The organism is Achromobacter sp. PD1, assembly GCF_048541815.1.
GTDB classification, from domain to species: domain Bacteria; phylum Pseudomonadota; class Gammaproteobacteria; order Burkholderiales; family Burkholderiaceae_B; genus Achromobacter; species Achromobacter bronchisepticus_A.
The window spans coordinates 6,643,038-6,667,037 of the sequence record NZ_CP183349.1 but is presented as its reverse complement, the minus strand read 5'-3'; the positions used below and the strand labels follow the sequence as shown (position 1 = coordinate 6,667,037).

22 protein-coding genes are annotated in these 24,000 nt (G+C 59.2%); 16 read left to right on the top strand and 6 right to left on the bottom strand.

Going from position 1 to position 24,000, the window contains the following annotated elements:
* Positions 1-393: 393 nt before the first annotated feature.
* Entirely contained in the window at positions 394-1,401 is a 1,008-nt protein-coding gene (locus tag ACM1PE_RS31510; RefSeq protein WP_254607190.1) for a site-specific integrase, read from the top strand.
* On the opposite strand, the gene ACM1PE_RS31505 is transcribed toward ACM1PE_RS31510, so the two are convergent.
* The 4 genes from ACM1PE_RS31505 to mobH are packed head-to-tail and all read right to left on the bottom strand — an operon-like array spanning position 1,391 to position 6,883.
* Positions 1,391-1,945: a hypothetical protein gene (locus tag ACM1PE_RS31505; RefSeq protein ID WP_175156508.1), complete on the bottom strand. Its 555-nt coding sequence runs from the start codon at positions 1,943-1,945 to the stop codon at positions 1,391-1,393. The genes ACM1PE_RS31510 and ACM1PE_RS31505 overlap by 11 nt on opposite strands.
* 41 nt (positions 1,946-1,986) lie before the next feature.
* Positions 1,987-2,682, bottom strand: a complete 696-nt coding sequence (locus ACM1PE_RS31500) for a DUF4400 domain-containing protein (RefSeq protein ID WP_263903128.1) — start codon at positions 2,680-2,682, stop codon at positions 1,987-1,989.
* Entirely contained in the window at positions 2,672-4,786 is a 2,115-nt protein-coding gene (gene traD / locus ACM1PE_RS31495; protein WP_175156510.1) for a type IV conjugative transfer system coupling protein TraD, read from the bottom strand. Before traD ends, ACM1PE_RS31500 begins: the two co-directional genes overlap by 11 nt.
* A 3-nt stretch (positions 4,787-4,789) precedes the next feature.
* Entirely contained in the window at positions 4,790-6,883 is a 2,094-nt protein-coding gene (mobH, locus tag ACM1PE_RS31490) for a MobH family relaxase (protein WP_175156511.1), read from the bottom strand.
* 1,120 nt (positions 6,884-8,003) lie between these two features.
* On the opposite strand from mobH, the gene ACM1PE_RS31485 reads away from it, so the two are divergent.
* The 8 genes from ACM1PE_RS31485 to ACM1PE_RS31450 all read left to right on the top strand — a co-directional run bounded on the left by ACM1PE_RS31485 (position 8,004) and on the right by ACM1PE_RS31450 (position 15,676).
* Positions 8,004-8,570: a lytic transglycosylase domain-containing protein gene (locus ACM1PE_RS31485; protein ID WP_276529890.1), complete on the top strand. Its 567-nt coding sequence runs from the start codon at positions 8,004-8,006 to the stop codon at positions 8,568-8,570.
* Positions 8,570-9,625: a CpaF family protein gene (locus tag ACM1PE_RS31480; RefSeq protein ID WP_175156513.1), complete on the top strand. Its 1,056-nt coding sequence runs from the start codon at positions 8,570-8,572 to the stop codon at positions 9,623-9,625. The genes ACM1PE_RS31485 and ACM1PE_RS31480 overlap by 1 nt, the downstream gene beginning before the upstream one ends.
* Entirely contained in the window at positions 9,618-9,989 is a 372-nt protein-coding gene (locus tag ACM1PE_RS31475) for a hypothetical protein (RefSeq protein ID WP_088588786.1), read from the top strand. The genes ACM1PE_RS31480 and ACM1PE_RS31475 overlap by 8 nt, the downstream gene beginning before the upstream one ends.
* Before the next feature lie 4 nt (positions 9,990-9,993).
* Positions 9,994-10,326 (top strand): VirB3 family type IV secretion system protein, encoded by a 333-nt coding sequence (locus ACM1PE_RS31470; protein WP_088588785.1) that lies wholly within the window; start codon positions 9,994-9,996, stop codon positions 10,324-10,326.
* Positions 10,317-12,950: a VirB4 family type IV secretion system protein gene (locus tag ACM1PE_RS31465; protein WP_175156514.1), complete on the top strand. Its 2,634-nt coding sequence runs from the start codon at positions 10,317-10,319 to the stop codon at positions 12,948-12,950. Before ACM1PE_RS31470 ends, ACM1PE_RS31465 begins: the two co-directional genes overlap by 10 nt.
* A 638-nt stretch (positions 12,951-13,588) precedes the next feature.
* Entirely contained in the window at positions 13,589-14,350 is a 762-nt protein-coding gene (locus ACM1PE_RS31460) for a hypothetical protein (RefSeq protein WP_088588783.1), read from the top strand.
* 167 nt (positions 14,351-14,517) lie between these two features.
* Positions 14,518-14,655, top strand: a complete 138-nt coding sequence (locus tag ACM1PE_RS31455; protein WP_286898397.1) for a hypothetical protein — start codon at positions 14,518-14,520, stop codon at positions 14,653-14,655.
* Position 14,656: 1 nt separating this feature from the next.
* Complete coding sequence (locus ACM1PE_RS31450; RefSeq protein WP_100854042.1) at positions 14,657-15,676, top strand: type IV secretion system protein; 1,020 nt, start codon at positions 14,657-14,659, stop codon at positions 15,674-15,676.
* A gap of 5 nt (positions 15,677-15,681) precedes the next feature.
* Here ACM1PE_RS31450 and ACM1PE_RS31445 read toward each other — a convergent pair whose 3' ends face one another.
* Both ACM1PE_RS31445 and ACM1PE_RS31440 read right to left on the bottom strand, forming a co-directional pair.
* Positions 15,682-15,843, bottom strand: coding sequence for a hypothetical protein (locus tag ACM1PE_RS31445; RefSeq protein WP_157814457.1), 162 nt, complete (start codon positions 15,841-15,843; stop codon positions 15,682-15,684).
* On the bottom strand, positions 15,840-16,052 hold the full coding sequence (locus ACM1PE_RS31440; protein WP_100854041.1) for a hypothetical protein: 213 nt from the start codon (positions 16,050-16,052) through the stop codon (positions 15,840-15,842). The genes ACM1PE_RS31445 and ACM1PE_RS31440 overlap by 4 nt, the downstream gene beginning before the upstream one ends.
* A 246-nt stretch (positions 16,053-16,298) precedes the next feature.
* On the opposite strand from ACM1PE_RS31440, the gene ACM1PE_RS31435 reads away from it, so the two are divergent.
* The 7 genes from ACM1PE_RS31435 to pilP all read left to right on the top strand — a co-directional run bounded on the left by ACM1PE_RS31435 (position 16,299) and on the right by pilP (position 23,995).
* Positions 16,299-17,108 carry a VirB8/TrbF family protein gene (locus tag ACM1PE_RS31435; RefSeq protein WP_175156515.1) on the top strand — a complete coding sequence of 270 codons (810 nt, stop codon included), beginning with the start codon at positions 16,299-16,301 and terminating at the stop codon, positions 17,106-17,108.
* Positions 17,108-18,076 (top strand): TrbG/VirB9 family P-type conjugative transfer protein, encoded by a 969-nt coding sequence (locus ACM1PE_RS31430; protein ID WP_175156516.1) that lies wholly within the window; start codon positions 17,108-17,110, stop codon positions 18,074-18,076. The genes ACM1PE_RS31435 and ACM1PE_RS31430 overlap by 1 nt, the downstream gene beginning before the upstream one ends.
* A 74-nt stretch (positions 18,077-18,150) precedes the next feature.
* Complete coding sequence (locus ACM1PE_RS31425; protein WP_175156517.1) at positions 18,151-19,398, top strand: TrbI/VirB10 family protein; 1,248 nt, start codon at positions 18,151-18,153, stop codon at positions 19,396-19,398.
* Positions 19,399-20,394 carry a TcpQ domain-containing protein gene (locus ACM1PE_RS31420; RefSeq protein WP_175156518.1) on the top strand — a complete coding sequence of 332 codons (996 nt, stop codon included), beginning with the start codon at positions 19,399-19,401 and terminating at the stop codon, positions 20,392-20,394.
* Entirely contained in the window at positions 20,394-22,151 is a 1,758-nt protein-coding gene (locus tag ACM1PE_RS31415; protein WP_163107857.1) for a PilN family type IVB pilus formation outer membrane protein, read from the top strand. The genes ACM1PE_RS31420 and ACM1PE_RS31415 overlap by 1 nt, the downstream gene beginning before the upstream one ends.
* A gap of 10 nt (positions 22,152-22,161) precedes the next feature.
* The gene (gene pilO2, locus ACM1PE_RS31410; protein WP_175156519.1) at positions 22,162-23,490 is read left to right on the top strand and encodes a type 4b pilus protein PilO2; all 1,329 of its coding nucleotides are present in this window, start codon (positions 22,162-22,164) and stop codon (positions 23,488-23,490) included.
* A complete protein-coding gene (pilP, locus tag ACM1PE_RS31405) occupies positions 23,480-23,995 on the top strand; it encodes a type IV pilus biogenesis protein PilP (RefSeq protein ID WP_175156520.1) in 516 nt (171 codons plus the stop codon). Before pilO2 ends, pilP begins: the two co-directional genes overlap by 11 nt.
* Positions 23,996-24,000: the final 5 nt, after the last annotated feature.

Genomic DNA, 24,000 nt, shown 5'->3' with positions numbered 1-24,000 from the left:
GTCCGACACGCAAATGCAAAAAAGCCGGCAACGCTTGCGCGATACCGGCTTTCAGCCAAAGGCGTCGGGAAACACCTTCATGAATTCGACCACATGAGTGGTCGGGGCGAGAGGATTCGAACCTCCGACTCCTGCGTCCCGAACGCAGTGGTCTTCGAGGCCCGAGCAAAATCGCCAAGCTTTTGAATCGATACGTCTTTGGCTCCGCCCTGGCCCGATTCCAGGACGAAATCCCGCAAGCACTCTGAGCGCTTACGGGCAAAGGACGTCGCGGTTATGCGAAAATATCGATTCATGTCAATATGTTATCATCATTTGCCAGATATTTGCGAATGTCGGTCGTTCGTGACCTCCTCCCCGAGCGCTTTCCGCGCGTAACGGCCGGCCACTGACATGGACCATACTCTCGCATCAGCCCACCACGTTCCCGGCCAACTGGCCCCAGCGCGTCCGCCGATCGATGGCGTGAAGGACCCAGCGCAGAACATCCACGACGAAGGCGTGGTCGACGAGAATCCGACCTACGATGCTGTGATGCAGGTGTACCAGGCGTCCGGCAAAGATACGGAGCGATTTCGGTACAGCCAATTGCAGCTCGACCGCTTCTTCAAGGGGCGTACGGTATGCAGTTTGAGACGTGCCACCGTCAATCGGTACATCACCCTTCGGAAAACAGCTGGCGTCAGCCCTGCTACGATCAACCGCGAGCTGGACGACATGAGCGCGGCGATCAATTGGTACAACTTCCTGCACGAGCTCAACTTGCCAAATGCCCTTGTCGGCATGGCATTGCCGGTGCCCGAAGGCAGAACACGATGGATCACACGGGCCGAAGCGCAGCGCCTGATCTCTGTAGCTCAAGCGATGGCGGTGCGGCCGCACCTTCCCTCGTTTATCCAATTGGCTTTGCACACCGGCTGCCGCCGGAATGAACTGCTCAGGCTGCGTCTGCAGCGCGTGCGCACTGAAGAGGGTCTTATAACGCTCGAAAGCGAAGACACGAAAACAAAAAAGCACCGCATCATCCCGCTTAACGCACCGGCGCTTGAGGCGCTGGACACCATGGCCGCATGGCGCGCGGAACACTGCCCCACATCGCCCTGGGTCTTTCCCTCTCCCCGAGACCACACCAAGCCTTTGAGCACCGTTCAGAAGGGCTTTCGCACCGTCTGCACCAAGGCAAATATCGAAGACTTCCGGATCCACGATCTTCGCCACACATGCGCGTCGTGGCTGGTGATGGCCGGCGTACCATTGCTGGTCGTGCGCGACCTTCTCGGTCACTCGTCTATCGAAATGACGGAGCGATACGCGCATCTGGCTCCGAACCAGGTCCATGACGCCATGCGACGACTGGAAGACGCGTGGCTTCAACAGCCGATGCGTACTGTCAATGCGTGACACCGTTGCGCGCTCCTTCTAACTCCCCGGACGGCTCCAGACCGACGTGGATCGAAAACGGCAACGGACGCCCCGTTGCCGCGAGCGCAAGCAGCAGGTCAATCTGATGCGCATCCTGGTCGCTCAGCACCTCCATTAGTTGCACGCACCGCTGAACGACGTGCATTCGGCGTTGCAGCTTGCGATACATCGCATTGACAATCTGGATGCTGCGTTGAGGCTCCGTCGGGTCCCCAGCCAGAATTCGATTCAAGGCTTGTCGTTCTTGCTCACGCAGGGGAATCCGATTCATCTTTCTTCGTGAAGCTCCCATAGTTTTGCTTTGATCGAACGACTGCTCAGGAATCAGCGTACTCGCGACGGCGTGCAGCCCCATCCCGATCGCGAACAGCTCTGAGCGCCGCTGTGTCTCCGCACCCAATGTACGACCAGGGCGGCCATTGCCCTTCCTTTCGCGAACGCGCAGCACTACGTGCTCCGCACTGGGTTGTTCCTCAACACACAGAAAGACGTCCCCAACTGCAAAGCGCATGATCTCTTTCATTCGTTCATCCTGACCGTCCTAGGACGGCGTTCAGTTCGTTGTTATAAGTATTTCTTGAAGTACTTGGCCATGACCCACACGAGGACCGCGCCACCCACTGCAACGGGTAAGAAGAACAGCGCCAGAGACATCCGGGCTGGCACGATGAGCCATACCACGGCTACCATTGGCACGATGCCCCGATTCAGCAGACGTTTGGCGCGCGTGTGTCGGGTTGCGGATTCATGCCCCCCGCACTCTCGCCGGACGTACCGCGCGACCAGGCCGTCCGTTAGTGCAATCGTCAATAACAACCCGAGCGCCGGCAACGCGCTAAACAGCAATAGCAGTCGGACACCCAGCAGCTCAACGGCGTGCATGGTCACCAGTATCAGCTCGCGGCCCTGCCCCTGTGTGGACCTTTGCATCGCCCCGCCAAGGAGGCTAGGACCCGGCTTCGCCTCGTCGGACAGGGCAGCGGCCACACCAGGCCAACCGAATACCAATGCCCGAGAAATTCCGGCAGCGTCATTGGCGGCCTTCTTATTTGGAGCTTGCTCCAGGTAGTAGTCGACCAGGTCGCTCATGTACCTGGATGGGGCTTTGTCGGTCTGCAAGGCCACCGCGACTGTGAGAGACACCACGATGGACAGGAACATCACCACGATTAGCCAAACTGATAGATGCAGAACGGCGTGAATAGGCCAAAAGAAGGCACGCACCGCATCCTCGCCGGAAGCTCTGTCCTTAGAAGCCACGGCCACTACCCTCCACGGTCACATTGGACGAGACCTCGCCCGCACGCTCAGAGGCTGAAACCGTGCTGTCGAAGTCGTGCATGTCGACGGACAGGCCGGCATCAACTGCGTCCGAATACGCCTTATAGGTCGAACGCATGCTCTTAACGACGTCGGCTAAGCCGGCAGGCATGAGGTGATCAGAATCCTTACTTGCCAAAGGTAGCCGCAGCTTTACGAGCTGACCGCCCTCAATAAGGGCGAAGGCCTGCCCCTTTGGCAACTGCACCAGGTCTGACGGGTCTACTAACGGCACCTCCCGCGGCGAATACTTGTCCTGCGTTCGGGATGTGAAATCGGTTACTCCATCATCTGTTCCATCCCCAGTCGCAGAGTCCAACTGGCGCGTGTAGATCTGTACCTTCGGGAGTTGGTCTGTGAGAATTTCAGCTGTGGGCAGGTTCTTCACTCGGAGCATCACGAGCGTGTTGAAATTGCCGAAGATCTGATCCGCCTTCGCTTTCGACCCGATCCTGGATTCCACATCCGAGCCTGTCTGGGTGTACGCCGTGACCTGATAGCCCGCGCCGCCGGCCTTGTTTACCATCGGAATGAACTCGTCCCCGACAAGCTCATTGAACTCGTCCGCATGGATACACACGTTTCGCTTTTTACCGGGAATTGCCTGTCCATAACCGGAGCCGAATTTGTATAGACGCCCGGCAGTAGAGGTAAGGTCGGCAAACATTGAATTTCCGACTGCGCCGGCGACTTCGAAATCGCTGAGCGCGTCCAGTCCCACATAGACGATTCCGCCTGTGTCGATGATCTTCTGCCAGTCGAATACAGTGCGCGGATCTGAGGGATCCGAATAATCTGGAGACAGGAGCTTGGATACTGGTCCAGTGGTTAGCTTTTCCAGCAGTGGATAGAGAGACGACACCAGCTTCTCAAAATACGATCGGTCGTTTGTGAGAACGCTCGCGAGACCGTCCGCGATCTGGTCATGCCAGCCCTTGTCCCGGATTAGCTTGAGGATCTGGAGCGGATACATCGCTCGACCTGTCTTTTGCGCTTGTGCCTGGAGTTGCTTGTCCGGCTCCGACATCTCGTCACGCCAGCCCATGTGATCGCGGTCGAGCCAGTATTCGAAATACTTCAAGCACAGGTCGTCGATGTTTACCGCGTTTTGATAGATGACCTCATAACTGGGCTTCATCCCCAGCGCCACCATCGCGCGCGCCATCACGTTGATGTAGCGCCAAACGAACTCTCTGAACGCAGCGGCTTGTCCCTCGGACGGTAGCTGACCGGCGAGCCGCGTTGCGACTTCCGTAATACGCGAGAAAGTCGCAATTGGTGAATATCTGGACGAGGCATCCGGATATCCGAGGTGGAAAAAGTGGAAGTCCTTCTCGCGGCCCGCGCGGCATGCTTCCGCATACATTCGGAGCAGCAGCTCAACGTCTCCCTTGGGATCAAAAACAATTACAACGTCGCCGCGGCGAATGTCCTGCGTCACCAGCAATTCGCAAAGGCGAGTCTTGCCGACGCGCGTAGTTCCCAGTACAAGCGTATGCCCGACACGCTCCCCAAGGCTGGACCATATATCGCGCTCGTCGGGCTCGACGCCATGAATAACGGGGTCTCCGCCCACTGGCGGCAGCGGCTTGACCGAGTTCCACCACGCGTCCCTCTTGAGCTGATTTGCGATCCAACCAGAGTGCTGTCGCTCCATCCGACGGGCCCACTGATACAGCTCATTGCGGGCCGTCAAGTGCTTGTATTGTGGAAGGCGGGCGGTGTACAGACGCTGCGTGTGTTCTTGCGTCCAATAGAAGCCTTTACCAAGGAACAACTCTGTTGACGAGCACGGGATCTCGTCAGCGGCAAGCGAATAGGTGGGTAGACTCCGGAGGTTGCGTTGGAATCGGATGAGGCGTCTCGCTTGCCGAGCTCGAATGGCGGCCAGCGAGAGCAGTCCTACACTTAAAACTCCCCCTGTCGCAGGGGTAACCAAAAACAACCCTTGATAGGTCCAAAGCGCACCGACCGATGCAAGTGCGGCCATCGACGAAACTACTTCATATGGGCGCCGAAAGAGGTTCTCGTAAGGGTGGGACATAGATCAGGCGCTCGCACCGGCGGACGCCGATTTCAATAACTGGTTGGCCGCAGGGACGGGCTGAAAGAAGCGTTCCGGTCCGGGGATCAAGATCCCCGTCAACTGTTTGCCGCCTGGACCACTGACGTTGTATCGGTGGAGAAAAGAGCCGCTTCCGCTCTTCTGCGGGTACTCCGACTTTTGAAACTGCTGTTGCAGAACCCGCCACGGCTCCTTGGATGGCGCGCCATCTGTAGACGTGGGCATGTCGATCCGCGCCTCGAAGTTGTCCGCGTAGTCCTTGAAGATCTTTGGCGACACCAGAAGCATGCCTTCTTCACAGAAATGCACTGCGGCGTTGGCCTCGTTGTATGCAATTGATCCAGAACTGACACCGGATTGAATCCAGGCCATGAAGCGCTCTACGTTCGCCTTGCGAGCCGGCATGGCAGGCAGCGCCGCCGGAGCTGGCGCAGCCCTCACACGTGGGGCAACTGGCGCACTCATCAATTCGGGTGCTTCAACCTCTGGGGATTGGACCAGCTCCGGAATCGCGCTATCGATATCGTCGAGATACTGATCATCCGCTTCTAATTCGATCGAGGCAGGTAACGAATTGCTGTCCTGCACCACGCCAACAACATCTGGATCGAGATCATCCATCTCGGGAAGGTCTTCAACGCCGGGGCTCGTGCCAGCAACAGGCGTGTCATCGCCTGCACCAACATCGGTAGCTTCTATGATCGGCTCTTCGTGCGCAGGCGGCATCTGCTCTGCCGGCGCCGATGGCGCCACAGGCGAGGCGGGCGGACAGTGGTCGTCGGCGTTTCCGCCTGCCGCGCCGCGCGGGGCTTTTACATCAACTACAGAGACTGCACCAGGCGGCAGGGCCGCCGGATATTGGGCTGGGTCCTGGAACAGTATCGACAAGGGAAATCGAAGGACGGTAAGGCGTTGGGACCACGTCCCAATCGCGATTTTTACGGTCCAGATGGCTGCACCAGCTTCATTTGATATCGCTGCGCCATATTCCTGCCAGGTGTCGAATAGCCGCGAGTTATCGTCTGGAATGCCCGCTGCGCCAGGCCTACGCTGCTCGGTCTGCGCCAGATGGTCTCTGACAAGCTTGGCAATTGACCCGGAAACGCACCATAGCGACTCACCATCACAAAATCCGACTGCCCCAGCCCGATTGATCGAAACAGACCCTTCTGCCAGAACGCGGCGCAGCCCGCCCATCAACCGTTCGATGAGAGGAACGGCGCGCGCCGATGCAAAGCGCGTTCTCGGACCAGTGGCTAAGTTGCTCGCTACCGATTCCCTGTCGGCTCGACCCACGAGCTCGGCGATCACTCCCTTTCTCTGTTCTCCGCCCAAGTAGTCGAAGAGCTCGTCCATAAGGGGACTATGTTCGCCAATCCAAGCAAGCGCTTTACCTGGAACAAGGGTGCGCAACAAGGGCAACCCCAACCGTTCGTGCTTCCGGTACTCTCTTTGAGCCGGGAAATCGACGGTGTACCAGTCAGCCCCTTGCTCTTGCATTGTTCCGCCCAAAGGCACCCAAGGCTTTGATTCTCCAGATGCGCCTTGGAGCTGCACCACCACGTCGGTAACAGGCTTCCCAATGTCGTGCAGCAGGCCCGCGACGAGCACGGCATACGTGTACCGCGCAGCCAGCCGCGTTTGCTCTTCCGGCGCCACACCCAGTGGGAGTTTGTAGGCATCCCGGAAGTGCAGCGCGTGCGCAGCGACCTCAAGCAGATGCACCAGGAGCCCACCTGGTTGCGCGTGATGATGCGACTCAGACGCTGGAAGTAGCTGAACGAATTCCGCAAATGCCGCTAGCAGCGGACGCACGTCACGCTCGAAATTCTCGGGAGTGAATCCCATGCGCTGGCGAATCAACTCTACGAGAGGCCAGGTCCCTGTGACGTCAAAGAGGCGTTGTGCCGGCAACACTTCCAGGTGCCGCGCGCTCGGAGCCGATTGTTGGACTGGGCCCGGCCCCACCTGCGATTGGCTTGACGTGCCCGTCATCGGCCTCCGCAACCAATACAGCGCGCCGGCGGCTGCGCCCGCACAGGCGAGCAATACAACGTCAGACTCGATTGCCAGCATGATTCGTACTCTCAAGCTGCACCAACGCCGCTGCCAGGTAGCCTCTAACATAACTGCGCCATGCGTCTGCGCCCACGTCCGAGGCGTAAACCACCACAAGCTTGCCCGAAGCGGCTTGAAAGTCTGTAAAGCGCTCGGCGAGGGGGTCCCATTGGCTGGTAGAGTCGATTGTGGCTGCACGCCAACGAGTACACGGCAGGTCGACGAGCCATTCCACGAAGCTAATAGGACTGCTGAACGGGCCACGCAGGCGCTTCAGCTGTTGGCACGCAACGTCGTAGAGTTCCGCACCACCTTCGCCGCTAGTGGCCGTCTGCCAGCCATCAAATCGACCAAGCCAAATAAGGGCAACTGCGAGCTGAGCCGCGTTGCAGACACGCCCTAGCTCGCGGTGCATCTCCGCTTTGGCCTTGTCCGGCAACGGCATTGCCCCAGGCGGCCGAATCGGGCGAAAGGTGGAATGCCGAAGGTATGTCATGGGGCGTGGGCAGCGAGGAAAATGCGACAAGCCTCGCCGCCAGCGTGCTTACGGGTCAATGCGAAAACCAGGCCTCTCCAACACGTAACCTCTTGCGACATGTTGACAAAAGGAGAGCCTCGGTGATCTTCACCGCCCCAAGATCGAGGCGCCCAAAAACCTTTGTCGACCTTTTTGGCCCTTGCGGTTGCCCTTCCCCCTTGGGTTCCGCCCTTAACCCTTAAGCGTTTGCGCCTTTTGAGGGCACATATTTAAGTGCCCGGCCTTTGGTTAGGCCCCTTCCCCTTCGAAGCATTTGGTTTCGTTTGTCACGCAGCAAGAAACGACTACTTCGAAGCACTTTGCTTCCAAACGTTTCCGTCCAGTGGCACGGCGTTGGAAACATACGCCTCACGCCGCTCTATAGACACCAGCCGATATCACACCGTTTAGTGGCTGACAAGCGCAGTCGCAAAGTAACGTTTCGACGCTTTTTAATTCACTAGGTGCCAAATGTCCGACGCGCGGCGAAAGTGCTCACGTCGGCTTCCCTCGTTGCCGATCCGCTGGCTTACCCGCCGGGCTCGGTGCCCGGCGGGGCTTTTTCCTTCAAGGTGCGCCGTGCAGTTCCCAACCAGGTATCGATTCGCCGCAGCCATAGCGATGTGGGCCTTCCTTCCCTCGCCGGCGCACGCTGACTGCATCGCAGCAGCAGCCGCCTACCACCGAATAGACGTCCAACTCTTGCAAGCCATTGTTATGCAGGAATCTTCGGGCAAAGCAGACGCTGTCAATTGCGCCAATTCAAACGCTTCATGCGACTACGGCCTGACTCAGATAAACAGCATGCACCTCGAACGGTTGCAGCGGTTTGGCGTGTCCAAACAGGACCTCTTCAACCCCTGCGTATCCGCGTACGTAGGCGCGTGGATCCTTGCCGAGAATTTTGAACGTCTAGGCGTCACCTGGGATGCCGTAGGCGCCTACAACGCCGCAAGCCCCAACAAGCGTGTGGCGTACGCGAACAAGATCCAGGCAAAGCTCAGTGCGATTCGCGCGGGAACCTTGATCCCTGTCCACGTTCCTTTTGTGCCCCGAGGCGAAAGGGGCCTGCAAGTAGGCCGGATGCCAGCAACACAGCAGGCTGCCGCGGCTGGCCCGACGCTCGCCGCCACGTCGGCCCAACATCAGCCGCAGTCCCAGGCACAAGATTCCGAGGGGCGCCGTTGATGGATATTTCCACCTCCTATGCCGAAGACATCCTCCGCCAGCATTTGAGCGCGATTGAACCCTACCTCGCTTCCGAAGATATCAATGAAGTAATGGTCAACGCTGCTGACGACATATGGGTGGAGGAGCGGGGCGTCATGCGCCGGGTCGACGCCACGTTGAGCGAAGAACAGGTCGATCGAGCGATCACGTTGATTGCCAGCAAGAACGGAAAACCCAACGCCCCGCTGCTCGATGCGCGCCTGCCAGGTCTCCGAATCGCGGCGGCGCGTAAACCCACAGCACTTCGCGGATCCATGCTCTGCGTCCGCCGCTTTGCTGCCCGGCGGATTTCGCTGGACAGCTACGTGGAAAACGGCGCTTTCGACGTCGTCGCGGTGGATCCTTCAGAAGCCGCCAGCGAGCAGCGTGAGCTCAATTCGCTAAAAGCCGCAATGCGACGTGGTGGCTCAACAATCCGGGACTTCTTTCAGTGGGTTGTGGAGCGGCGTCACAACATTGTTCTAAGCGGGTCCACGTCAGCAGGCAAGACGACACTACTCAACGCATTGCTGGACCTCGTTCCTTGCTCGGATCGGGTCATTACGGTCGAGGATACGGCCGAACTACGCTTGAACGTTCCCAACCATGTCGCGCTTGAGGCAAACCAAGCGCTGGGAATCAGCGTCCGCGACCTCGTGAGGCTCAGCCTTCGTTGTCGGCCTGACCGCATTGTTCTCGGCGAAGTACGCGGTGCCGAAGCCTTCGACCTATTGGATGCATTGAATACCGGGCATCCGGGAAGCCAGGTATCTCTACATGCTGACTCCAGCGCGATGGCACTGCCGCGGCTGGAATCAATGTTGCGGATGGCCCCAGAGACCCAGAACTGGCCCTTGCACGACCTCCGCCGCCAGATCGCATCCACATTCAGATTCGTTGTCCACGCCCAGCGCGTCGGGCCATCCAGGGGCCCGCGCGAGATCAGAGAGATCTTGGGAGTGGACGCGAACGGCTCGTACCAAACCCGACTGTTGTTTTCGAAAATCCAACTCCAGGACCAACACTATGAATAGTCCCCGCCTGAACCAGCTCCAAGTATGGGCCCGTGGTCGCTCCCTCGCCAAGCCTGCAGATCGACTACTGCTAATGAGCTATGCAGTAGTTTCCTTGCTCATGCCAGCACCTGCATCTGCGCAGAGCATTTTTGGCGGCCGACTGTGCAGCGGCTTCCAAGCCGTGGTCAACAACGAGCTGATTTCTGTTGTGGTCCTAGTCGCCTGCGTAGGCGCAATTCTGCTGTGGTTGCTCGACGATGGTCAGTCGAAAGTTAAGGTCTTCGCTCTGCGCCTTGCCGGAGGCATAGCTTCGATATTCGGTATTGCGACTGTCGTGGCACTGATATCCGGGCGAAACCTGATGTGCACCATCGGGGCCTAAGGCGATGGACGAACGCGACCTGGTCGACGAGCTCGAAGTCGAGATCGACAAAGCCCTCATCGAGAAGCGCCGCATCATCGGCCTCGACCGTCGAGCTGCTGGCGCGTTCCTATTGCTCGTGCCGCTCTTTGCAGTCATAAGCCGTAGCTTCTGGTTGGCACTCATAGGCATACCTATTTATTTCGGCCTGCGGTACGTGATGAGCAAGGATCCCGACAAGATCGACGTGTACCAGGCGTACAAGACTCAGCACGACCACTACGCACCTCGCGCTATTGGGACCCAAAAGCGGAACAAGCGCCCCTTCGGCTTCGGCAGAGATTTCCCATGCTATTGACAGAGAAAGAGGGCTACCGCCTCGACGCCGGCACGTTGGGCGAACTGGAAGCAGCCCGGGCAAGCGGCCTTGCGCCCACGGCTGAACTGTTGCCGTGGATGTTCCGATACAACGACCAAATCGTCGTCAACAAGGATTCCTCGTTGATGGCCTGCTTCGAGTACACGGGTCCAGACACCGATAGTCAATCATCTGCGCAACTGCTTGGTCTCATGCAGCAAGCTGAACACGCATTTCAGGTCGCCAGCCGCTACCCGTTGACATTCTGGTTCATCACGCATCGTCGAAAGTGTGATCCGTACACCGCCGCGGTCATGCCGGATCCGTACTCTCAGATCGTCGAAGACGAGCGCAGCAACGCGTTCAAGACTAAATCCAACTTCATAAACCGGCACTATGTCGCCATCGCGTTAAGCGCTTCCGCCGGCTTGGATCGCATCGCGGGCAGGTTCTTCCACGCGATGGCCCATGAAAAGGCTGGCCCTGTCCAAGCGATCGTTCACGCGCTTCGTGGCATATGGTCCGACCAAGCCGACTTCGCCTATACGTCGGTGGAGCTCAGTGCTGCAGTCAAGGAGTTTGAAAACCACCTATCCCGGATGCGAGCCAGCCTGCCAGGGCTGACGCTGACAAGGCTCATCGGCGACACATTGGGCGCCTTCTTGGCGTCGTGCGCAGCTCCAGCGGCGCCACGTCGTGCGGAGGTGGCCATGGTCGATTTCCTCGATGAATCGATGGCTAATGGGGAAGTTATACCCGCTGAGGACTACGTCCTGTTCAAAGCCGAGAGCTACAAGCGCATTGGTGTGGTCACGGGCGTGCCAGCCGCGCACCAGTTTTATCCTTCGCGTCTCCGTCCTCATGCGCTGGACGACCTTCTTAAGGTTCCCGGCGAAGTGACAATCAGCCACGTCTATCGAATCCAAGATGCCAGCGCCAGCACTCGAATGATCGAGAAGATGGGGTCATACCACCGCACCAGCGCTTTGGACTTGCGGGCTTTGGCTTCTGTAGCAGCGAACTCCGGCGATCCAAATTACTCGCCGCGCGAGGACAGAGGTCGCGTTGAAGCAGCCGACGAAACGGAAGACCTGAAGAAAGACGTGAACCGGGGAAAGATCGCTTACGGCCAGTACACCCTCAGCGTGACCTCGTTTTCCGCGCCGTTCCAGGGCGAGCGCGTCGAGGATTGGGACGAGGCCATGAAACAGGCCAGAGCTACAGCGGGAAAAGTCGGAGACGCATTGATAAGTGCGAAGTTCTTGCCCCTCGTCGAGACGCTTGGCACCCTATCCACATGGTCTGCGTCCATCCCCGGCGCCTGGCGAGACATCGCGCGCTGGGCACCGCTTCGATCTGAAGTTGTGGCGCGTGCAGTACCGCTGCGCACCGTGTCGCAAGGGTCGAAAGAGAATCGGCACTTGAGCACCACGATGAAGCGCCCATCCCCGGCTCTTGCAGGGCTTCCCACAGATTACGGCACCCCGTATTTCTGGACTGGCTTCTACCATGACATCGGGCACACGCTCGTCTGCGGCGAGACCGGCCTAGGCAAGACAACGATTGTGAACTTAGGCTGGACTTTGTTCCGCAAGTACACCGGATCGGACGTATTCATCTTCGACCGCACATTTTCGAGCCGCATTCCAATCATGATGCAGGGCGGCGTCTACTGCGATCCTGAGGACACCAGCGCAGACCGGCTGACGGTCAATCCACTGTCGTTGATCGGCGAAGTACGACACCTTAAGTTCGTTAAAGACTGGATCTGCACGCTGTCCGAACGACGCGGCTACTCGGCAACCAGCGCCGATCGCGAAGAGCTGGAAAAGGCCCTCCTTGGAACCATAAAGCTGCGGCGCAAAGACTGGAAGCTCCACGCGGTCTACGTCCAACTCCCCGTCGGTTCATTCCGCAATGCACTTTCGGAATGGGTTGGAGATAGCTTAAACGCACGCTGGTTCGATAACGAACTCGATATCTTTGACGAGATCGCCACTGGCCGGGCAGCCGCTGCGTTGGGCATTGAAATGGGAAAGCTCCTGTCTCAGCCAGACGTCCTCGTTCCCTATCTTCTGTATTGCTTCTATCGCATTCAGGACAGGATCGAGAGTCGCAGAAACTCAGGCCTTGTTGCGCCCACCTTCATCGGGTTGCCCGAGGTGTGGGGGTACCTGGAGGAGCCGATATTTGCACGAAAACTGGCGGAATGGATCGACACGTTACGCAAGCTCCTCGGCTGCGTATGGATGGACGCTCAATCGCCTGAGCGCTACATCAACTCCCCAATCTACGCCTCTATCCGCGACAACGTCCCGAACCGAATCGTTCTGCCGTACCCGGCAGCCAAGACGTCACCTTCGCTGCGCAAGGCCTTCACCGAACTCGGCCTGAATCCTCAGCAAATAGACCAATTGGCGGAAGGTACGCCGAAACAAGACTACTTCCTCACGCAGAAGGATGGGTTCATGCGCAAGGTAGCTCTCCGCCTGGACCCGCGATCTTTGGCTGTGCTCAGAAGCGAGCTTGATGCGCAGGCCCTGTTTGACCATCACCGAGCATCCGGCCGTCCGGACTGGCGTGAGGCATATTTCCAGGAGGTGTCACGTGTCCCAAATCCGTAAGTTCGTTGTCGGAGTCGCAGCTACGTTGCTGCTGGCCTCATTGGCCACGCACGCGGCAGGGGCCCTGCCCCACCTTCCAGACACATCGGAGTACGAGCCTGGCGGATCTGAATGGGGATGCGGTGTGTTGCTGTGCCTTGCAGGGATGAGGCCTCCCAGCCAATGCAATGGCTATCTCAATCGCCTATGGCGCGTCTTGAACGCGGTTCCCCCGGGCCCGTTTCCGACATGCGCCATCGCGGGAAACAACAATTACGCCAAAAAATCGCGGGAGCCCTATGACCTTTGCCCAACAGGCTATACGCCGGCTCGCCGCGGCCAATTCGTCGCTCAAGGTGCGGCGACTGACGAGACAAGGCCCTTGCGGCCTAAGTACCTCCTTCAGGGAAGCTACGCCCCATCGGAGTCGAGCAGCGACGACGGTGGCTCGGCCGGTGCACGTGCGTGCGTGAGCGGGTATGTGGGTCAGTTGGACGTCTGCGATAACTGCGGTCTCGGTGGCGACGCAGGCGGCGGCGTACCGACGACCGTAAACGTGTACAGCAGCGTCGTGTGGTTGCCATACAAGGGGCCACGCGCGATCGACGTAATCATCGACGGTGCAATCTACAACCGTGTTCATTATTGAGGAGCCGAGCATGCAATCACCAACCCGAAGGACGTTCATCCGCGCTGCCACGGCGGTCGCCCTAAGTTGCATCACCGCGGCGCCGAGGGCATCGGGGATTCCGACCTTTGACGGCGCCAACTTCGCGCAACAACTGCTGAGCGTTATGAACCAGACCCAGCAGCTGACTCAACAGACGATGATGGTGCAACAGAACATCACGAACCTACAGCGCCTGGGCGGCAACGTGCTGAACCTGGCGGATCAGGCTTATGGGGGCCAAGGCCTGTCCATGCGCGATCTCGTTTCGAGTGTCTCCGACCTGTACCAGGCGGGGTCGCAGCTTCAGCGCATGTACGACAGCGCCAGCGCTGAGATGAAGTCGCTAGACATGACGCCTGAGCGCTGGGGGACGGCCTATGTTCACCTCGCACAAACTAAAGGCGGGGTCTACCGCAAACAGCTAGACCAGGACTTTGCAACGATGGAGGCCTTCGCGTCTCGTGCCGCGAATCTCCGGCAGTTGTCCCGACAGATACCGGGCATTGAGGGAAACGTCCAAGGCCTGCAGCTGCTGAACCAGCAGTCGAGTGTCTTGGCCGGGGAGCTTCTTGAAATGCGCAGCCTTATGCAGCGTCAGGTCGTCCTCGATCTACAAGACCGAGCAACGAAAGAAGACCTCAACAAGCTATCCGTGGAAGGTGCCCAACTGCGTTACGACGCGGTCGCGAAGGAAGCTGCCAGCAAGCGCTCCGCCATCGGAAAGATGCCGGCACTCGAATTCGGTCTATAGACATGACTGGAAAGCCTCTCCGGCGGGTGCTCTTGGTCCTTTGCCGTAGTCGTCACGAGCTCAGAATCGTGTGCAGGGAGCGGCGTAGGTATCGCGTTGAAATAGCCGCGCGCGGGAGACTTGAGCACAAACCGCTACGTGCCGCAGCGAAATCCCTGCGCCTTTCGGTGGCCCTCGCCATCGTGCAGATCGACTGCACATCACCCAATGCGCTCGCCGGCTTTATTGCCGTCGTGATTGCGTTGACGGCGCTTTACGCGCTCGACGCCGGCGTGCGAACGCTCGGCTGGCAATTCGGAGGCTGATGTGGACGTCGCAAGCCTATTCAATCAAGCGTTCTCGGCGGTCAACACGGCAGGCTTTGCCATGGCCGATATCTTCAAAGAAGAAGGCCTGATCATCCTGTCCGTTGGAGCGTCCGGCACAGCCGTGTGGTTCCTGTTACGCGACTATTTTTTAGCCAGCGACACCGTCAAGTTTCTGGTGAGCCTGTTCAACCTGATCTTGAGGATGGGGGTTGTCATGGTAATCGTCCAGAGCATGAACGGGGTGCCGCGCGATATGTTCGTTACGGCCACTCAAGAGGCCGCGACCAAGATTACAAAGGGCTCGGCGAATCCCGTCGAAATACTGAAGCTGACGATGGATACCATTTCGCTAATTGCCGACGGCAAGCGGAAGGAATCTGAAAAGTCGCTCTATTGCAAGATCCACGGTGGATGGTCGCTGAACCCTCTGGACTGGATCGTCGACTCCCGTCCTTCAGAATGTGTCAGCAAGGATCAGATTGGCTTCTTCGAGATCCTAAAGAACCTGCCGATTATCTTGGTGATCTTCCTGTGCCAAGTACTTGCCATCATCGCGATGGTGCTGATGTCGATCGCATTCATCGTCGTCCTGCAAATGTCGTATGTCATGTTGCAGCTCGGCCTGGCCCTTGGTCCATTGCTCGTGGGCCTCTCCATCATTCCGGCCGTCTCATTTTTGTTCGATGGCTGGCTGCGTTTCATGATCGCCGCGTCGCTGCAGCAGTTAGTCGCGTGGTTCGTCGCTGTTCTGGTAACGAAAGGGATCGTCCCGACTTTGGTCGGTTTCTACGACAAGATCGACAGTCGAAAAGAAGCTGATCTCTATTTCGCTTCGAATGAGATCGCGATGATCGCTATCGCGCTTCTTGGCTTTATCGCAGCCTTCATGATGTGGCAAGTTCCAGGTCTTGCTCAAGGGCTCGTGTCGGGCGGCAGCTCTAACGCACAGAGCTTCGGGCGCGGAATGGTAGGCCGAGGTGTGGCCGCGAAAATCCTGCGTAGCGGAGGCAAGCGGTAATGCGATCAGCCTTCCCGCGCTTCGCGGTCCCAGTCTTCTTCCCATTCTTTGTCGAAGCGGGTCGCGTAAGTCTCGCCGCCGCCTTCCTCGCGGCCGGCCGAGGCGAACCCCTTCAGGAAGGCGCGCGCCAAGAGCCCGAGAACAACGAAGCCAACAAGTCCGCTCATTTTTTCTCTCCAGCAGCTGCGTTTGCAGGGCAGTCCATGCCCGCCAGGCAAAGCGGTGTCATCTGCTTGAAAGACTCGCGCTTCGCCACGCTGGATTGCTCAATCGACATAGTTGCAGCGCGCTCTTGCGGCTTCTGTAGCGCAAATACCGTCGCGCCGCCGGCGATCGCGACGACTGTGAGCAGCAATACGAGTTTTGCTCTGGACATGGAAAGTACCCCATACGTTTCTTGTTCGACGGATCCGAGTCTACCAAACGGCAATTCGGATCATTCTGGTATGGAGGGCCTCCGCATGGACGCCCTGCCCGCTGGTTTGGCCAAGATAAATCGAGGCCACGGATCGAACTTTCAGGCCCAGTTTATCCCTTCCTACGGACTTTCTTCAAGAGATAAGTGCATTGGACTTGCTCACCGCACGGCGCCATCACTCATCCAACATCGCAGAGCCTAATCATGCCCCTCAATTTCATGAGCCGCTTCATGAGCCGCCGCCGTCCCGATCTTCGCCCTGCGGACACTACAGGCCCCGCTGGTCAAGCACCCGCCACACCAGAATTCGATGCACATGTGCTGCCCTTGACCGAGCGCGCCCATCGCCTGTACTACGCGGTTTTTCAGCGTCCCCTACAACAAGCCGATCGATCAGCAATCGTCGCGTTTGGATTTTTCCTCGTTGCGACCGTTGAGGGAATTGCGTTATTCCAACTGGTTCCGCTTAAGCAGCAGACGCCCTACTTTGTCGAGTGGGATGCGCGGTCAGGTGCCGTCTGGATCTCTGATCGCGTGGCAGAGCGCTTTACCCCGGAAACGGCTAACAAGACGTTCTTTTTGCGCCAATGGGCGACCTGGCTGCTGACGATTAAGCCCAATCCGTCCGACTCAATCGACGTAGACATTCCCAAGGCGACCAGCTGGACCATCGGCGCAGCCACAGACCAGGTCACGAACTACTTCGCCAAGGTAGATCCCATTGGGGCTCGCATCGCAGACCAGCAGGGCCTTACACGCGAGGTCACCGAGAATTCCACTACGTACAGCGTAGACGGCAAACAAGCCTACATGCTCCTGACGCTTCAGGAGCGCGTCAACGGGAAGGAGTTTGGCGACCCCAAGACCAAGCTCTTGACCGTCCGGTTTTTGCTATCCACAGACAAACAGGGCATCGAAGAGCAACGATCCAATCCACTGGGCGTCAAGGTCGAGTGGTGGACGCTCACCGATTACTTCGGCCCCAGCAGCGTCCGGCCTCTGGGAGCACAGTAATGCGCAGAGTCACTTGCATTCTTACCGCTGTCGTCTGCCTGCTGTGCTCGGGCACCATCGCAGCACAAGAGAGCGACGTCAGAGCAGAGGTGGCACTTGCTCAAAAACGGGCCAATGCTGGTCCCAACGCGGCCGTCCCTATGCCCCTAGACGCGAGACTGGTCACGTTCAATTTTGACCGCGACTACGACTATCCCGTGCTGATGCGCCCATTCACGATGGTCCACCTGGAGTTCGCGCCAGGGGAGACCCTCAAGGGCTATTACGCGTCGGACACTAGCGCGAGCCGCTGGACATTCAAGCCGGCGCGCACGAAGCGCGACTTGTTTGTGATGTCGAAAGGCGACAACCTGCTCAATACCGCCACGATTATCACGAACCTGCGCACCTACCAGGTCACGTTCGTCTCTGCCTCGAAAGGTTCGTATTACAAGCGCGTGAATTGGACCGGAGACGCCGACCAAGATCTGGCCTCGGCCGGCCTGGACACGTTCGGCGGCAATAGCGCCATGCCGAGCATGCAGAATGGGCCGATGGCCGCCTCAGAGTGGGAGGCTCCCGGGCCTGCCGCCCGCCGCCCCGCTCCTAGTGGCCGGTCAGACCACGACGCACGGCCGGCCGATATTGTCGACATCTCCAAGGCGAACTTTGACTATCGCATTGACGGGGTTGCACCTTTCAAGCCGGCCATGGTGTTCGATGACGGCAAGTTCACCTGGATCCAGCTTCCTTCCGATGTACAGGAGATTCCCGCCATCTTCGCGCTGGGTGCCGATGGAACTGCTGAGCTCGTCAACTTTACGGTACGCCGCAACTACTTTGTCGTTCAGCGCCTGTTTCCCGACGGCGCGCTCCTCAAGCTGCGTAAGGACGAAGTCCGTGTATTCAACCGCCGAGGTAAGGCCTGCGGCCTGTTCGGTTGCGGCGTGTCGGGTGTCAAAAACCTCAACAATGCGTCGTACCAATGAGCGCCGTCACAAATTCTCCTGCCGGGGCGTCTCCGCAGCGTCGCACAGCTGTGTCCCGTGGACTGGTCAAGATCGTGCTGATCACGTTCATTGCGGTCGTTCTCGGCTTTGTCGTGATTCGACGAATCGCCGGGGTGGCACCCGAGTCTGCCGCGGAAGCTCGCGCCAAAAAAGAAGAGCAAGATCGCGCAGCGAAGGAAGCTGGTAACCCGTTTGCGGTCCAACGACTGATTGCAGACCAGCTTCGGGACCGCCTGGCTCGCAACGAGGAAGAGACAGTCCATGCGCCCGCGAAGGATCCGAGTCAGCCGGCAGAGCCTGCGGCGCCATCTCAGCCCACACGTACAGAAGCCGATGCCAAACGGATCGAAGAGCACCGCGGCAATACGAGACTGGCACAGCAAGAGGATCTCTCTGGTATCGAAATTGGCTTCTGGGAATCCCAAGAGCAGGATGAACCTGTGGCGGGCGCTTCCGGCCCATCACCGCGCGCAATGGCTACACCCGAATCCGCCCTTCGCGACGTCACGGCGATCGCCGCCGCGGCCGGCATTGATACCAGCGGATTCGCGCGACCGAATGTGCCTCCGGTCCCGCCAGGAGGCCAGTCGGCCAACACGGTCGGGCAAGGTGTCGGGCCGCAGGCCGCCCCTGGAGGACAGGTCGGTAACTCTGCCGGCATCAAATCCCCCCTTTTCGCGTCCGCTGCCCCATCCCCGTACTACATCCGAGAAGGCTGGATCATTCCAGCAGTGATTCAACAGTCGTTAAACACTGACGCCCCAGGCACTTTCCGAGCATTGGTGACATCGGATATCTACGACAGCGTTCATGGCACGCACCTTCTGATTGAAAAGGGTACAGCCCTTACCGGGGAGGTAAGCACGGATATAGCCGAAGGCCAAAGCCGCATGCTTATGTCGGTCAACAGAATGGACTTTCCGAGCGGCGCCAGAGTGGCCCTGGGCGGTTGGGACATATCTGATCGCACAGGAGCTGCCGGCATTGCCGCGAAAGTCGACGACCACTTCTGGGAGCGGTTTGGCAGTGCATTTGGCGTGGCTGCTGTGGCGGCATTGGCGGGCCGCTATGACAACAGCCAGAACGTGACAATCAACGTCGGCGGCAGTGGATCAAACAACGGCAGCTCCACGTCGACGCTGACGGGCACTGCTGGCCAGGCCCTCAGCGATACGGTCAGGCAAATCCTGCAGCGGAATCAATCGATCAAGCGAACGCTCACGCTCGAACCGGCCGACAAGATCAACATCGTCGTCGCGCGAGACCTCGTGCTCGACCCGAACATCGTCAGGAGCTACTAAATGGAGCATCGCCTTTCCTCCCTATTCGCGGGCGCCTGCCTCGCGCTGCTCGCGCCGATCTCCGTCGCCGCGCAGCCTGAGTTTGCCGTTGCGAGGCCCGCATTCTATGAATTCAACTGGAAGCAATCGGGAGACAGTGGCATTTCTCCTGTTCAGGTCTTCGACAACGGCCAAAGGGTTTATCTGCAATTCGCGCCAGGCACCGAAATTCCCGCCATATTTGCCGATGCGCCAGGCGGTCGTATCTTGCTGGCATGGGAAGCCCAGTCCCCCTATATCGTCATTCCTCATATGGAAGCCCGCCTCGCCTTCAGGCTGGGGCGACGGGAGGCACTTGCTTGGCGGGCTGGCCTACCCCCGGAGGGTAGCTATACCGGCATGGCGACGCCTTCTAGGCAGACCGGTAGCGCGTCGACGCCCGCCACCAGGGAACAGTTGGCATTTCGCCGCACGGCCGCTGATGCAGCGGCAGGCCCGGATCCGTCCTACAAGCCGATCGTCGTGACGGCCCCGCCCATCCAGTCAGCCGCACAGCCTCTGATCCCGTCTGTGCCTGACGGGTCGAGTCTCGCGGCATTCATGGGAGTCGCGATCGGAGCGTCTGCGCCGGACGTTGCGACCGGTCGTTCCCACCCTGCCGAGACGGTGCCTGTAGACACCAAGGGCAGTGGCCCGGTCGTGGCTACCGTCGACGTATCCAGCACCGACGCTCCCATCACCGGCAATGCGGTCGGGCCAGCACCCGTCCAGGAGTGGCATGCCGATGTCGGAAAGACCGTCCAGCAAACGCTCGACGAATGGGCGCAGACGGCTGGCTGGCAGTCCGTGAAATGGCAACCTGACTTCGACTACGCCATTGAAGCTCCGGCCACGTTTCGTGGCGAGTTCTGGGATGCGGCAAACGATCTCTTGTCAGCGTACGACGTCGCGAAAAGGAAGTTTCGAGGTCTCGCATATCGAGACAACAAGGTATTGGAAGTCTGGGAGAAGAAGTAATGAAAAGGGCAATCGTACTGGCTGTGGCTGTAGCGACGACACTCTCAGGCTGCGCCCTGCAGCGGATAAAAGACACAGAGGCACGCGTTGATGATTCCTATGGCGAACACGCCGCATCCGCGGCCAGTATGCGCAAAGTGCGCGATCGCGCTGTCGAGGTAATCGATCGTCCTTGGGTGTCCAAAACCCCGATCCTACGGCCATCGACCGCGGCGTATCCAGCACCGCTTCAATGTCCAATCACCTTTGTTCCAGCCGCGCCGATCAGCGTCTTTGAATTCGGGCAGACGGTAACGGCTCTATGCGGCGTTCCCGTCCGAATCACGGCAGACGCTATCGCAGCGCTGAGCGGCGGGAGCCGCGCGGGATCGCGGACGCCCGATATGACACCACCAAGCGGCGCAAGCGGACCCATGCCGCCAGGGGGTGTAGGCGCGCTGGGCGCCGGCGGATCCGCCTCCGCGCCCCTCTCCATGTCTGCTCGTGACACGACGATTTCAGGGATTCGTTGGGACGGCAAGCCTTTGCCTGGCCTCCTTGACGCGGTAACCGCGCGCCTCGGGCTGAGTTGGAGCTTCCGCGACGGCGCCGTGCAGATCCACTACTTAGACACCAAGGTCTTCCGCATATACGCGATCCAGTCGAAAACCAATATGCAGTCGGTCGTCCAGTCCGGCACCCAGCTCTCGTCATCGGGCGCTGGCGGCCAAGGCGCGTCCGGCGCCACTTCGTCCTCCGGGTCGGGCGGAAGCACGGTCTCAGGGGGCTCGACGCAGACCACTATGGTCTCGATTGAGTCGAACTTGGCCGAAGACGTCGATCGCATGATAAAGAGCATGCTGACGCCCGGATTAGGGCAGTCCAGTCTGTCTGTCAGCACGGGGACCGTCGCCGTCACAGACACACCGGACGTGCTCAGCCGGATCGCTGCATATCTCAAGACCGAGAATCGCAATATCACGCGTCAGGCGCTATTCAACATCACCGTCGCGGTCGTACAGCGGACGGAGACCGACGACCAGGGCTTGGACCTGACAGCGGTCTATAAATCGTTGAATGGCAATTATGGGATCACAGTCGCGAATGCATTTACTGCTGCATCGAGTGCTGGGTCTGCATCGATAGGGATCTTGGACACCGCAACCGGCACCGCTGGCCAGTTCGCCGGTTCAAAGGCCATTCTCCGCGCGCTGTCGAGCCAAGGCCGCGTGTCAATCGTGACACAGCCCTCTGTCACCACACTCAACTATCAACCCGTGCCCGTCCAGGTTGCCAAGCAGACGAGCTACCTAGCCGCCGTGTCTAACACCGCAACCGCGCAGGTCGGATCAACTTCGGCCCTGACGCCCGGCACCGTCACGACGGGATTCTCGATGGACCTGCTGCCGTTCATGATCGACAGCGATCAAATGCTCCTGCAGTTCACGATGAACCTCTCCACAGACCCGCGCTTGCGAACCGTCACCAGTGGCGATAACTCAATCGAGGTTCCGGAGGTTGATAGCCGAATCTTTTCGCAGCGCGTGCGACTGAGATCTGGCCAGACGCTGATTCTCTCCGGCTTCGAGCAGAACGTCGATCGGGGCAATCGCAGCGGCATGTTCAGCGCGTCGAATTGGCTTACCGGCGGCGGCGGCTCCACCAACAACAGGCGTGAAGTGGTCGTCATTCTGATCACCCCGATTGTGCTAGAGGACGATTCCGAGATTCAAGAAATGACGGATACCTCTGGCCAGTACGGCGCGAGGTCTAGCTGAGGTGGCTACTATGGCTCAAACCCAAGCACACGCTGGCAGCGTGACGGTCATTTCTGCTGGCTCGAAGTCGCTCGTGTCCGGGCTTTACTGGCAGACGCTATCGCAGCCTCAAAAGGTGATGAAGGAGGCTCGGGAGATCGGAAAGCGGGACGGCATGGACATCGTCGCTATCCGGCGACTCCCCACGATCATTCAGGCCGGCTTCGTCCGCAAACAAGCGGGCGTTCAGAAAGGCATGTTCAGCCTGGCTTCGATCGTGGCCGACCTGCTCCTACGCAAAGAAGGGCAGTCCACTCTGGACCCCCTTATTGCAGCCTTCGCCGTAGGAGATGGCCGGTTCGCGATTGTCGCGTTTAAGGACGGCGGCGTAGTACCGGATTCCGACGTTGTTTTTCAAACCCTCGAGCAAGCTCAAGAGGCGGTGCGAGCCCTCTACGCCCTTCTCTCATCCAAGGGCAAGGAAGTTACGGTCTACGCACCCCCAGAGCTCGAATTTGGGGGGGATGCGTCCGTCACATTGGCGGCTCTTGAGAAAGCTGCAGCAAGGGAACACAAGCTGAAGCCTCTTCGCTTTGGCCTAAGCCGGCGGGAATGGGTGCTTGTTGCAGCTGCGGTGCTGGCGCTAATTTCATCCGCCATCGCCTTTTACGTGTGGAGTGAGCATGAGCGTGAACGGCAAGAACGCCTAGAACAGCTGCGCCTGGCAGAGCTGGCGCGCGTCAAACTGGATAGCGGCCAAAATGTCCTGCCGGCAGCTCTGGTGCATCCATGGACGACCACGCCGTCCGTGCCGGCCATGATTGCACATTGCGAGCACGCCGCGCGATCAGCTCCACTTTATGTCAGCGCGTGGGAACTCAAAGGTCTCAACTGCACGCCCAGTGGCTTCGAGGCAGCGTACGTGCGACTACCACGCGCGACTGTCCTGGATTTCCGAGCGGCCGCAGCCTCCGCTTTCCCGCCAGGCGCCACCGTTTCTATCCAAACAGACGCCAACCAGGCGACCGTACGAGTCATATCCAAAGCACCGGCCGGCGGAGACGACGAGATGGCGGACATCGGCTTCAGAGTCGACAGCCTGGTGTCGCATCTCCAAAAGCAGATTATTCCGATCACGGTCTCGCCAAAGGCTCCGCCCAGTCCGGGAGAACTAGGTAGCCAAGGGACCACACAACCACCGGACTGGGCGACCGCAACCTTCGAAATAACTTCCGACTGGCCCGCAGACTCCATTTTCAGGGGGTTCGACACACGAGGCGTGCGCCTGCTGGAACAGTCTACGACCATCAAGGAGAGAAAGCTCTCCTACTCGATGAAAGGTGAGATCTATGGAAAGTAGGACCGTAGCCGCGCTTTGCGCGGCCCTGACTTTGCTTTTTGCTTCGGCCCCACACGCCGGCGCGCAAGTCGCGCGAACGACCGATCACAGCCCGCCGCCGGCGGGCACGCTTGCGGAACTTGCCGACATTCAACTCCGCCGGCTTACGTACGAAGCGCTCACCGGCATGAACGAAGCAAAGCTGGCCTACGAAAAGACCTCGCGGGTCGAAGACCGCAGCGCGACTGGTGTTCCCGCTGTCCGCTCTGTCCAAGGCGTTGGCAGCCAGCTTTACGCCGTTCTCGTGTATGCCGGCGGCGCCCAGGCGACTGCACGGCTCGGCGAAGACGTGCCCGGGGGATACCGCGTGAAGGCCGTTTCTGTCGACCGCGTCGTTTTGTCCCGCAACGGTCAAGATCTCCGCTTGGGCTTTTCCGCAGAAGCTCCGCAAGCGGTATCCGACGGCCCGGTTCGGCTTAACTCTCCGTTCCCTGGCACTGCCATGCCATTCCAACCCGGAAGGTAAGCGAC